Below are 12,131 nucleotides of genomic sequence, written 5' to 3' on the forward strand. Positions count from 1 at the left end.
TGCGCGGGCAATCATACCTTCGGACGATGGTAGCGCCTTCTACCACGCGGGAACGAATCGAGTCAGGGCGATCTCCCGGAGGCGTCGATAAGCGATATGCTTTTGTGCGACCTTAAAGAAAGCGAGGACGACATGACGCTGCCCCCCGAACTGCAGGCTATGACCGTGCGCAACTACCCCGAGGATTGGACCGACACCGACACCCGCGCTGTGGATACCGCCCGGGTACTCGCGGCCGATGCGGTGGAGCACTGCGGCTCCGGCCACCCCGGCACCGCCATGAGCCTGGCGCCCCTGGCTTACACCCTGTTCCAGCGCGTGATGGACGTGGACCCGGCCGATAAGGACTGGGTGGGCCGCGACCGCTTCGTCCTGTCCAACGGACACTCCTCGCTCACGCAGTACGTGCAGCTCTACCTCGGCGGCTTCGGGCTTGAACTGCAGGACTTGAAGGACCTGCGCACCTGGGGCTCGAAGACCCCGGGCCACCCGGAGTACAACCACACCGACCACATTGAGATCACCACCGGTCCGCTCGGCCAGGGCCTCGCCTCGGCGGTGGGCATGGCGATGGCGGCTCGCCGGGAGCGCGGCCTGTTCGACCCCGATGCCCCCGCCGGCGAGTCCCCCTTCGACCACTACATCTACGTCGTCGCCGGAGACGGCTGCTTGCAGGAGGGCGTGACCTCCGAGGCGTCGTCGCTTGCTGGGACCCAGCAGCTGGGCAACCTCATTCTGTTCTGGGACGACAACCGCATCTCCATCGAGGACGACACCCAGATCGCGTTCACCGAGGATGTGCTCAAGCGTTACGACGCCTACGGGTGGCAGACCCTCACCGTGGAATCCGGCGAAGATGTCGCCGCCATTGAGGCAGCAGTGGCCGAGGCGAAGGCCGAGACCGCAAAGCCGACGATCATCCGCGTCAAGACCGTCATCGGCTACCCGGCACCGAACCTCATGAACACCGGCGCGGTCCACGGCGCGGCGCTGGGCGCAGACGAGGTGGCCGCGGTCAAGGAGGGGCTTGGCTTCGACCCCGCCGTTATGTTCCCCGAGGAAGACGAGGTCATCGCCCACACCCGCTCCCTGCGCGAGCGCGCTGCCGCCAAGCGCGCGGCGTGGGACGAGAAGTTCGACGCGTGGGCGGCCGCGAACCCCGAGCGCAAGGCGCTGTTGGACCGATTGACGGCCCGCGAGCTGCCGGCCGACTGGAAGAAGGACTTCCCTACCTGGGAGCCCGACACGAAGGGCCTGGCTACCCGCAAGGCCTCCGAGGCGGCGATCCAGGCCGCAGCGGCTGCGCTGCCGGAGCTGTGGGGCGGCTCCGCCGACCTCGCCGGCTCCAACAACACCCTGATCAAGGGCGAGAAGTCTTTCGGCCCGCAGGCCATTTCCACCGAGATGTTCTCCGCGGACCCGTACGGGCGCAACCTCCACTTCGGCATCCGCGAGCACGCCATGGGCGCAGTGATGAACGGCATAGCCCTGCACGGCGGCACCCGCGTCTACGGTGGCACCTTCCTCATCTTCTCCGAGTACCTCTACCCCGCCATCCGCGTCGCGGCCCTGTCCGGCATCGACGGCTACTACGTGTTCACCCACGACTCCATCGGCCTCGGCGAGGACGGCCCCACCCACCAGCCGGTGGAAACCCTGGCCGCACTGCGCGCCATCCCGGATGTCGCCGTGATCCGCCCGGCTGACGCGAACGAGACCTCCGCAGCCTGGATCGCCGCACTCGAGGCGAAGGAACAGCCGAAGGCCCTGGCGCTGTCGCGGCAGAACCTGCCGGTGCTCGAGGGCACCAAGGAGAAGGCGTTGGGCGGCGTGGCGCGCGGAGCCTACGTTCTCGTCGAGGAATCCGCAAACACCCCGGACGTGATCCTCATGGCCTCCGGCTCGGAGGTGCAGTACGCCGTCGAAGCCGCCAAGTTGCTCGAGGCGGACGGCACCGCCACCCGTGTGGTGTCCGTGCCGTCCATGGACTGGTTCATGGAACAGGACGACGCCTACATCGACTCCGTGCTGCCGCGCGACGTCAAGGCCCGCGTCTCCGTGGAGGCCGCGGCCTCGATGCCTTGGTTCCGCTTCCTCGGTGAGTACGGCCGCGCTGTGTCCCTGGAGCACTTCGGCGCCTCCGCCCCGGGCGCGGAACTGTTCGAGCGCTTCGGCTTCACCACCGAAAACGTTGTGCGCACCGCGCGCGAGACCCTGGAATGCGTTCGGGAACAGCGCAGCGTGGCAACGAGCGTGCGCGTAGGCGATACTGAGGCCGAACCGACCCGCGGAGACGGGCGCTAAACCACTCGCCCAACACGGCGAATTCAGGAAAGGCAGAGACTGCATGACTGCAATCGACGACCTCTACCAGGTAGGCACATCCACCTGGCTCGACGACCTGTCCCGCGAGCGCATCGCGACCGGCAACCTCGACGAGGTGAAGCAGGCGAAGTCCATTGTGGGCGTAACTACCAACCCCGCCATCTTCGCAGCGGCGATGGGTTCCGGCGCCCACTACGACGAGCAACTTGCAGAGCTGAAGCAGGCAGGCACCACCGCCGACGCCGCCGTATATGCGATGAGCGTCAAGGACGTCCAAGATGCGTGCGACCTTTTCCGCGACGTCTACGAGGCCACCGGCGGCAAGGATGGGCGGGTGTCCATCGAGGTCGACCCGCGCTACGCGGCCGACGAGGCCAAGACCATTGCGCAGGCCCGCGAGCTGTGGCAGCTGGTGGACCGCGAAAACTTGATGATCAAGATTCCGGCGACGGACGAGTCCCTTCCCGCTGTCACCGCAGCGCTCGCCGAGGGCATTTCCGTCAACGTCACCCTGATCTTCTCTGTGGAGCGCTACAGGCAGGTCATCGGCGCGTACAAAGAGGGCATCCGGCAGGCCGCCGCCAACGGACGCGATGTGAGCACGATCCACTCCGTGGCGTCCTTCTTCGTCTCCCGCATGGACACCGAGGTGGACAAGCGGCTCGAAACCATCGGCACGGACGAGGCACTCGCTCTGCGCGGCAAAGCGGGCATCGCGAACGCGCGGTTGGCGTACGCGCTGTTTGCGTCGGAATTCGGCGAAGCTGCCGTCGACAAGCTTCCGGCAGACGCGAACGCGCAGCGCCCCCTGTGGGCGTCGACGGGCGTGAAGAACCCCGCGTACCCGGAGACGATGTACGTCACCGAGCTCGCCGGCCCCAACACCGTCAACACCATGCCAGAGAAGACCCTGGACGCGGTGCTTCGCGACGGCGGCGTGCACGGCGACACCCTCACCGGTACCGAGGCCGTATCACGCGAGGTGTTTGCATCGCTGCGGGAAGTGGGCATCGACCTCGATGACGTAGTTGCTGCACTAGAACGCGAGGGCGTGGAGAAATTCGTGGACGCGTGGCAAGAGTTGCTCGATTCCATGACTGCTAAGCTCGCCTGACGTGACTGAACCGCACCCGCAGTGGTCGAATCCCCTGCGCTCCCCCGCAGACAAGCGCCTCCCCCAGATCGCCGGGCCTTCGGGCATGGTGATTTTCGGGGTAACCGGCGACCTTGCACGGAAAAAGCTGCTCCCCGCCATCTACGACCTCGCCAACCGAGGATTGCTGCCAGGCGGGTTCACGCTTATCGGCTACGGTCGGCGCGAGTGGAGCAAAGCGGATTTTGAACAGTACGTCCGCGATGCCGTCCTCAGTGGCGCGCGCACCGAGTTCCACGACAACGTCTGGCGCCGCCTCGCCGAAGGCTTGGAGTTCGTCCAAGGAAACTTCGACGATGACGCGGCGTTCGACAACTTAGCCGCCGCGTGCAACCGCAGCGACGAGCACCGCGGCACGGCCGGCAACTGGGCCTACTATCTTTCTGTGCCGCCGGAGTTCTTCTCCGAGGTGGTTCACCAACTTGACCGCTCCGGCATGGCGCAGGCGGGCGAAGGCCAGTGGCGACGCGTGATCATCGAGAAGCCGTTTGGCCACGACCTTGTATCCGCCAAAGAGCTCAACGACGTTGTCGGTGCGGTCTTTGACGAGCGCTCCGTGTTCCGCATCGACCACTACCTGGGCAAAGAAACTGTGCAGAACATCCTCGCGCTGCGCTTTTCCAACCAGATGTTCGAGCCGGTGTGGAACTCCCACTACATCGACCATGTGCAGATCACGATGGCGGAGGACATCGGGCTCGGCGGTCGCGCGAGTTACTACGACGGCATCGGCGCCGCCCGCGACGTGATTCAAAACCACCTGATCCAGTTGCTCGCGCTAGTGGCCATGGAGGAGCCGACCTCCTTCTCGCCTGCCCAGCTGCGGGCCGAAAAGCTCAAGGTGTTGCGCGCCACCTCCGCAGTTGGCCCGTTTGGTAAGACCACCGCACGTGGGCAGTACACCGCCGGCTGGCAAGGGTCGAAGCAGGTAGTGGGCCTTCGCGAAGAGGAAGGTTTTGACCCGGATTCGACCACTGAAACGTTCGCCGCCTGCACCCTGCAGATCGAATCCCGCCGTTGGGCTGGCGTACCGTTTTACCTGCGCACCGGTAAACGGCTGGGCAGGCGCGTCACCGAAATCGCGCTCGTGTTCAAGCGCCCGCCGTACCAGCCGTTCTCGAAGGGCCAAACGGACCTGTTGACGAACAACGCCGTGGTCATCCGCGTCCAACCCGACGAGGGCGTGCTTATGCGCTTCGGTTCCAAGGTGCCCGGGCCGGGCATGGAGCTGCGCGACGTCAACATGGATTTTTCCTACTCCGAAGCATTCACCGAACAATCCCCGGAAGCCTACGAGCGCCTCATCCTTGATGCACTGTTGGACGAATCGAGCCTCTTTCCCACGAACTCCGAGGTCGAGCGCAGCTGGGAAATCTTGGACCCGGTGCTCGATTACTGGGCCGAGCAGGGCCGGCCCGATGACTACGCCGCCGGCACCTGGGGCCCAGCATCCGCAGAGCGCATGCTGGCCAAGGACGGCCGCGCGTGGCGCCGCCCGTAAGGAGGACCGCACAGCATGATCATTGAACTTCCCGACACTTCGACGAAGGCCATCGCCGCGGAACTGGCGGCCGCGAGGGAGAGCCACTCGCTCACCACCGGCCGTGTGCTCACCCTCCTCGTCGCTATCGACGATTCCGGGGCGGACACCATCGACGACACCCTCGCAACCCTGCGCGACGCCTCCTTCGAGCACCCGGCTCGAGTCCTCGTGCTCATATCGGGCGCCCCGGAGGCGGCAACCCGACTTGACGCGCAAGTGCTGGTGGCCACCGACGCGGGCGCTTCGGAGGTCGTGGTGATGCGCCTGTACGGGGAGCTGACAAGCCACCTCGGGGCTGTGGTAACGCCGCTGCTTCTGCCTGACACCCCGGTTGTGGCGTGCTGGCCGCAAAAAGCTCCGGGACACCCCGCCGGCACCCAGCTGGGCCGGATCGCGCAACGCCGGATAACAAACCTCCGTCGAGGCGGCAGCGGAATGACCTTGGAAGATCTCACGGCTGGCTACGAGCACGGCGATTCGGACATGATGTGGTCGCGCATCACCCCGTGGCGCGGCATCGTCGCCTCCGCGCTCGACCGGCATCCCGGCAAGCGTGTCGAGAGCGCCGAGATCGCGGGTGCAGCCGGGGACCCAAGCGTGGATCTCGCTGCTGGCTGGCTCGCGTCGAGCCTTGGCGTACAGGTGACCCGCTGCTCCGCCCACGTTACCGGGGACTTCCCCATCGCCCGCCTCGTGCTGCACTGCGAAGACGGCGATGTCGTCGTCGCGGTTCAGGACAGCCACACCGTGCGTATCTCGGTCCCTGGCCACGCCGACTCTCTCGTCGCCATGGTCGAGCGTTCCGACGCGGAGAGCCTCGCCGAGGACTTGCGCCACCTCGGCCCCGACGCCACCTACGAGCGCGCCCTGCGCGGACTATCAGGAGTAGACGTTGAGCTATAGGAATCTTGCAGAGCTTCTCGACGATGCCACCTCACGGTTCGTCTCCGTATTATCCGAAATCCACGCCGAGGGGCGCACCGCCAGGGTGGTGCTCACCGGCGGCACCGCCGGCATCGCGCTGTTGGAGCGGCTCGCTGCGGCACCCCTGGACTGGACCCGGATCGAGGTGTTCTTCGGCGACGAGCGCAACGTGCCGGTGGATCACCCAGACTCCAACGAGGGCCAGGCTCGAGCGGTCCTGCTATCCAAGGTGCCGATTCCCGAGGACAACATCCACGGCTACGGCCTCAACGGGGGCCCCATGGACGCCGCGGTGGAGCGCTACCGCCAGCTGGTGGCAGACGGCGGCTTCGACATCCATCTCCTCGGCATGGGCGGCGAGGGCCACATCAACTCCCTGTTCCCCCACACCGCCGCCGTGCGTGAGCGCGAAGAGATGGTGGTTGCCGTGACGGACTCCCCGAAGCCACCCGCCCAGCGCGCCACCCTCACCCTGCCGGCTGTGCAGTCCGCGGACCGGGTGTGGTTGCTCGTATCCGGCGCTGAGAAGGCTGAGGCCGCCAGCCACGCCTCCGACGGGGTCGCAGCAGCGGAGGACTGGCCCGTCGCTGGTGCAGTTGGGCAAAAAGAAACGATCCTGTTCGTCACGGAGGACGCAGCAGGACCGTTCTAAGCGGGTGCGGTAGCTTAGACCGCGTAGGTTTGGATCAAGTTCAGGCCCACGATGCACAGGATCCAAATCAGGGCCATCAGCACGGTGATGCGGTCGAGGTTCTTCTCCACCGTTGTCGAACCGGACAGGTTGGCCTGGACGCCGCCGCCGAAGAGGCTGGACAGGCCACCGCCCTTGCCCTTGTGGAGCAGGACGAACACGGTCATCAGGATCGCGGAGATCACCAACACGATCTCGAGGGCTAAAGCCATGCGTGCGACACCTTTCAAAATGGGCAATGGTGCAAACTTCAAAGAAGCTTACACCATTGCAAGATTGATCTGTTGCAGCGCCGGGCTACCTCACCGAGTTCGCAGCCGCCGCGGCGAGTTTGGCAAAGTCCTGGCCGTCGAGTGATGCCCCGCCGACCAGACCACCGTCCACGTCGGGCTGGCCGATAATCTCAGCGACGGTGTCGGCCTTGACTGAGCCGCCGTAAAGGATGCGGATCTGGTCGGCCACGGCGGCGTCGCTAAGCTCCCGCACCAGCTCGCGAATCCCGTGGCAGACCTCCTGCGCATCCTCGGCCGAGGCGACCTTGCCGGTGCCGATCGCCCACACCGGCTCATAGGCGATGACGGCCTTGGACAAGTCCACTCCAGCGAGGGACTCACGCGCCTGCTCGACGACGTAGGAGACGTGCTTTCCAGCCTCGCGCACTTCGAGCGGCTCGCCCACACAGACGATTGGGGTGATGCCGTGTGCGATGGCCTTCGCTGCCTTTGCCGCAACCTGCTCGTTGGTCTCGCCGTGGTACTCGCGGCGCTCCGAGTGGCCCACCACCACCCAGGAACAGCCAAGTTTTTCCAGCATCGCGGCCGAGATGTCGCCGGTGTATGCCCCGTTGTCGTGCTCGGAGACGTCTTGGGCGCCGTAGGTGATCTTGAGCTTGTCGCCTTCCACCAGCGTCTGGATGGAGCGCAGGTCCGTGAACGGGACCGTCAGCGCGATGTCCACGTACTCGTAGCCGTCCCTCGGAAACGCGAAGGCGAGTTTCTGGGCACTCTGGATAGCCTCGAGGTGATCGTGGTTCATCTTCCAGTTGCCCGCAATCAGTGGCGTGCGTGCCATATCGTGCAAACCTCCTAGTTCAGAACGGAAACGCCGGGCAGTTCCTTGCCCTCGATGAGTTCGAGGGAGGCGCCGCCGCCGGTGGAGATGTGGGAGAAGCCGTTCTCGTCGAGGCCCAGCGTGCGTACCGACGCCGCGGAGTCCCCGCCGCCGACCACAGTGAATGAACCGTTGTCCTTGGTTGCCGCGATCATGGCCTCGGCAACGGCCTTCGTGCCGTCAGCAAAGTTCGGGAATTCGAATACGCCCATCGGTCCGTTCCAGAACACGGTCTTGGAGTCTTCGATGGCCTCGGCATAGTTCTTCGCCGTTTCCGGGCCGATGTCCAGACCCATCCAGCCCTCCGGAATTTCGTCCAGGCCGACGATCTTCTTCTCGGTGTCCTTGTCAAACTCAGCACCGGCGGCAACGTCGACGGGCAGCAGCAGCTTGTCGCCGAAGCGCTCGATGAGCTCCTTGCAGGTGTCCACCATGTCCTCCTGCAACAGCGACTTCTGCACGTTGTGTCCCTGCGCCGCGATGAAGGTGTAGCACATGCCGCCACCAATGATGATCTTGTCGGCCTTCTCCGCAAGCGCCTCAATCACACCGAGTTTGTCGGAGACCTTGGAGCCGCCAAGCACGACCACGTATGGGGCCTCCGGGTTGTTCTTCACCGCGGACAAGGTCTCCACCTCCTTGTCCACGAGATAGCCGGCGTAGGCCGGGAGCTTCTTCGCCACGTCGTAGACGGAGGCCTGCGCGCGGTGCACCACGCCGAAACCGTCCGAGACGAACGCGCCGTTATCTGCGGCCAGCGCGGCCAGCTCCTCAGCGAACGCCGCGCGCTCCGCCTCGTCCTTCGAGGTCTCGCGCGCGTCGAAGCGGACGTTTTCGAGCAGGAGAATCTCCCCCTCGGTCAGGCCGTTGGCGCGCTCGTGAGCGTCCTCGCCGGAGACGTCGCCCGCCAGGGGCACGAACTGTCCCAGGCGCTCGGACAGGGCCTCAGCCACGGGCGCCAGGGAGTACTTCGGGTTCACCTCACCCTTCGGGCGGCCCAGGTGTGCCATCACGACGACCTTCGCGCCGCCTTCCAGCAGGGCTTTGAGCGTGGGCAGGGAGGCGTCGATACGCCCCGCGTCCGTAATGTTGCCGTTCTCGTCCAGGGGGACGTTGAAGTCAGAGCGCACCAACACGTGGCGGCCGTCCACGCCTTCGTCGAGAAGCTGCTGCAAGTTCTTGGTCATAGGGTTCTCCTTCGCGTTGTAAACATCCACGATCGTACGAAAAACGGGCCCGCCGCGGAGGAAACGCCGCGGGCCCGCAGACTTTGCGTTAGAGCTTGTCCGCCACGAACTTGGTCAGGCGGATGTACTGGGCGGTGTAGGACCACTCGTTGTCGTACCAGGAGATGATCTTCACCATGTTGCCGTCGATCACGCGGGTCATGCCCGCATCGAAGATGGCTCCGTGGGGGTTGCCGATGATGTCGGAGGAGACGATCGGGTCCTCGGTGTACTGCAGCGCCTGGCCGAACTCCGCGTCCTGCGCGGCGTTCTTCACAGCCTCGTTGACGTCCTCGATGGTTGCTTCCTTGGCCAGGGTGACGGTGAGGTCTGTAGCCGAGCCGGTGATGGTGGGCACACGCATCGCAAAGCCGTCGAGCTTGCCTTCGAGGTTCGGCAGCACCAGGGCCACAGCCTTCGCCGCGCCCGTCGTGGTGGGCACGATGTTCTGCGCGGCGGCACGTGCGCGGCGAAGGTCCTTGTGCGGTGCGTCCTGGAGGCGCTGATCGCCGGTGTAGGCGTGAATAGTGGTCATCAGACCACGCTCAATACCGAATGCCTCGTCCAGCACCTTCGCAACAGGAGCCAGCGAGTTGGTAGTGCAGGAAGCCGCGGAAATGACGTTCTCGCCGCCGGTGTAGTCGTTGTGGTTGACACCCCACACGTAGGTGCCGTCCACCTCCTTGCCGGGGGCGGAGATGATGACCTTCTTCGCGCCTGCGTCGAGGTGCGCCTTTGCGTCCGGGCCCTTGCGGAACACGCCGGTGCATTCAAGCACGATGTCCACGTCAACGTCACCCCATGCGAGGTTCGCCGGGTCCTTCTCCTCGGACACCGCGATGCGGCGGCCGTCGACGGTGATCGACTCGTCGTCGTACTGGATGTCGTGGTCGAACTGGCCGTACGCAGTGTCGTACTTCATCAGGTGTGCGAGCGTTTCGTTATCGGTGAGGTCGTTGATCTTCACAACCTCAAGCTCGCCCTTGTACTCGTCCTCGATGATGCGGAATGCTGCGCGGCCGATGCGGCCGAAACCGTTGATACCAATGCGGGTTGTCACAGTAAAACTCCTCGTCGTCGTGCGTATGTTGTTCCACGTACGAGTGTACTGAGCTTAACCGAGACGCGCAGGAGCATACGCTTGACGACGCCAAAGGTGCCGCCCCGCACCGGCTACGCCGTGGGCGAACCGTGGGTGTCTTCCACCCCAAGCTCTGCGGCGCGTTTGTCAGCGAGGGAAAGCAGCCGGCGGATCCGGCCGGCAACCGCGTCCTTGGTCATCTGGGGGTCTGCCAATCGGCCCAGCTCCTCCAGGGAGGCGTGGCGGTGCTCGACGCGCAGAAAGCCAGCCTCTGCGAGGTGCTCCGGGACATCGTCGCCCAAAATCTCCATCGCCCGCTCCACGCGGGCCGCCGCGGCGGCGGCCGCTTGGGCCGAGCGGCGCGTATTCGCGTCGTCGAACGTGGCAAGGCGACTGTTCGACTTCGCCTTTACCGCGCGGCTTTCGCGCTTGGTGTCCCACTCGATACGTGTGGCGGGAGCACCGATGCGGCTGAGCAAAATCCCGATGGCTTCGCCGTCACGCAGCATTACCCGCTCAACCCCGCGGGTCTCCCGTGTCTTCGCCGTCAACCCCATCCGGCGCGCCAGCCCAACCAGCGCCAACGCCGCTTCCTGCCCAGGGCACGCCACCTCGAGGGTGGCAGTGCGGCCCGGTTCGGTCAGGCGGCCGCGCGCGAGGAAGGCTCCGCGCCAAGCCGCCTCCACTCCCGCCATCGGCCCAGAAATGACCTGCCTCGGCATGCCGACCACCGGGTGACCAGACGCTGTGACCAGTTTGAGCCGGCGAATGACGTCGGCTGCGCCCTCATCCACCCGCACCTCGTACCGCGAATCACGGCTGCCGGAAGACGGCGAAAGGAGCTCCACGGAAGCGTCCACCGCGCACAGGTCCGTCAGCGTCCCGGCGAGACGGCGGGCAACGGCCTCCTCCTCAAACTCAGCAACGATGGCCACGCCGCGCTCGGTGGCGTGCAGCTCCCCGCCGAACCGGATCAGCGCCGCCGCCTCCGCAGCGCGGACGTCGAGCCCGCCGCCGGTCGTGCGCAAAAGCTCGTCTTTGACCTTCGCTGTTAGCGCCACCGGCGCCTCCCCTCGTCTCTCGTGCAGCTGTAGAACGCCCAGCAGTCTATCGTGCCGGGCGCAGCGCCTGGAGGGCAGCTGCCAGTTGCTGAGGGTCGTGCCGGTTCAAGGCCGTTCCGTCTTCACCCACTTCCCGCAGCGGGGCGAAGACCACCTGGGCGTTCAAACGCGCCGCGGCACGGGCGATGTTGTCGCGCTCACCGGCAGATGTGGCTGTGTGTTCATCGGCCAGGAAGTAGTCCACCTTCAGCTGCGGCGCGTGCTGGGAGAAGACGTGGATGTGGCGCTCGGTGGTGAACCCGTGGGTCTCCCCCGCCTCCGGGGAAAGGTTCAAAATCACCACAACCCTCGCGTCGGTGTCGTTCAGCGCTTGGGCGATTTCCGGGACCAAGATGTGCGGGATCACAGACGAGAACCAGGATCCGGGGCCGATGGTGACCACGTCGGCGTCGAGGATCGCTCGCACAGCCGCCTCGCTCGCCGCGGGCTGCGCGGGGGTCAAGCGCACCCGCCGCACCGCGCCGGGTGTGGTGGCAACTGCCACCTGGCCGCGGACTGAGCGCAGCACCCGCGGGTCGTCATCCAGCCCGGCGACGTCCGCCTCAATGTCCAGGGGCTGCGGGCATACCGGAATCACCCGTCCGGCGGAACCGGTCCACGCCGCCACCTGGTCCAAGGCCGCTTGGGTATCTCCGAGCCGCTCGGCGAGCCCGGTGATAAGCAGATTTCCCAGCGCGTGGCCCGCCATAGCGCCGTGGCCGCCGAAGCGGTGTTGCAGTGTGTCGCGCCACATGCTCCCACCATCGCCCTCCGACGTCAGCGCGGCCAGCGCCATGCGCAGGTCACCCGGCGGCACGATCTCCATCTCGCGGCGGAGACGGCCGGACGATCCCCCGTCGTCTGCGACGGTGACAACGGCGTTGATGGGAGACGCCCCTGCTACCCGTGCGGCGGTGAGCGTCTGGTACAGGCCGTGACCTCCCCCAAGGCACGTGTAGGACGTATGGCTCAATGGAC

The 12,131-nt window shown here is 65.8% G+C and carries 11 protein-coding genes; 5 read left to right on the forward strand and 6 right to left on the reverse strand.

Features of this window, described 5'->3' with window-relative positions:
* Positions 1-132: 132 nt before the first annotated feature.
* Genes tkt through pgl form a run of 5 tightly spaced genes read left to right on the forward strand, consistent with a single transcriptional unit; the run spans position 133 to position 6,597 of the window.
* A complete protein-coding gene (gene tkt, locus HMA55_RS03545) occupies positions 133-2,304 on the forward strand; it encodes a transketolase (RefSeq protein ID WP_181191699.1) in 2,172 nt (723 codons plus the stop codon).
* Positions 2,305-2,347: 43 nt separating this feature from the next.
* Entirely contained in the window at positions 2,348-3,439 is a 1,092-nt protein-coding gene (gene tal, locus HMA55_RS03550; RefSeq protein WP_181191700.1) for a transaldolase, read from the forward strand.
* 1 nt (position 3,440) lies between these two features.
* The gene (gene zwf / locus HMA55_RS03555; protein WP_181191701.1) at positions 3,441-4,979 is read left to right on the forward strand and encodes a glucose-6-phosphate dehydrogenase; all 1,539 of its coding nucleotides are present in this window, start codon (positions 3,441-3,443) and stop codon (positions 4,977-4,979) included.
* A 15-nt stretch (positions 4,980-4,994) separates the two neighbouring features.
* Positions 4,995-5,924: a glucose-6-phosphate dehydrogenase assembly protein OpcA gene (locus HMA55_RS03560; RefSeq protein ID WP_181191702.1), complete on the forward strand. Its 930-nt coding sequence runs from the start codon at positions 4,995-4,997 to the stop codon at positions 5,922-5,924.
* Positions 5,914-6,597, forward strand: coding sequence for a 6-phosphogluconolactonase (gene pgl, locus HMA55_RS03565; RefSeq protein WP_181191703.1), 684 nt, complete (start codon positions 5,914-5,916; stop codon positions 6,595-6,597). The genes HMA55_RS03560 and pgl overlap by 11 nt, the downstream gene beginning before the upstream one ends.
* A 14-nt stretch (positions 6,598-6,611) precedes the next feature.
* On the opposite strand, the gene secG is transcribed toward pgl, so the two are convergent.
* The 6 genes from secG to HMA55_RS03595 form a co-directional block, all read right to left on the reverse strand.
* The gene (gene secG, locus HMA55_RS03570) at positions 6,612-6,848 is read right to left on the reverse strand and encodes a preprotein translocase subunit SecG (protein ID WP_181191704.1); all 237 of its coding nucleotides are present in this window, start codon (positions 6,846-6,848) and stop codon (positions 6,612-6,614) included.
* Between the two features lie 85 nt (positions 6,849-6,933).
* Positions 6,934-7,707, reverse strand: coding sequence for a triose-phosphate isomerase (tpiA, locus tag HMA55_RS03575; protein ID WP_181191705.1), 774 nt, complete (start codon positions 7,705-7,707; stop codon positions 6,934-6,936).
* Positions 7,708-7,721: 14 nt separating this feature from the next.
* Positions 7,722-8,933, reverse strand: coding sequence for a phosphoglycerate kinase (locus tag HMA55_RS03580; protein WP_181191706.1), 1,212 nt, complete (start codon positions 8,931-8,933; stop codon positions 7,722-7,724).
* Positions 8,934-9,021: 88 nt separating this feature from the next.
* Positions 9,022-10,032: a type I glyceraldehyde-3-phosphate dehydrogenase gene (gene gap / locus HMA55_RS03585; RefSeq protein WP_181191707.1), complete on the reverse strand. Its 1,011-nt coding sequence runs from the start codon at positions 10,030-10,032 to the stop codon at positions 9,022-9,024.
* Positions 10,033-10,145: 113 nt separating this feature from the next.
* Complete coding sequence (whiA, locus tag HMA55_RS03590; protein ID WP_181191708.1) at positions 10,146-11,114, reverse strand: DNA-binding protein WhiA; 969 nt, start codon at positions 11,112-11,114, stop codon at positions 10,146-10,148.
* Between the two features lie 46 nt (positions 11,115-11,160).
* Entirely contained in the window at positions 11,161-12,126 is a 966-nt protein-coding gene (locus HMA55_RS03595) for a gluconeogenesis factor YvcK family protein (protein ID WP_181191709.1), read from the reverse strand.
* Positions 12,127-12,131 lie beyond the last annotated feature (5 nt).

The sequence above is a fragment of the Corynebacterium wankanglinii genome, from assembly GCF_013601005.1.
Classification (GTDB): domain Bacteria; phylum Actinomycetota; class Actinomycetes; order Mycobacteriales; family Mycobacteriaceae; genus Corynebacterium; species Corynebacterium wankanglinii.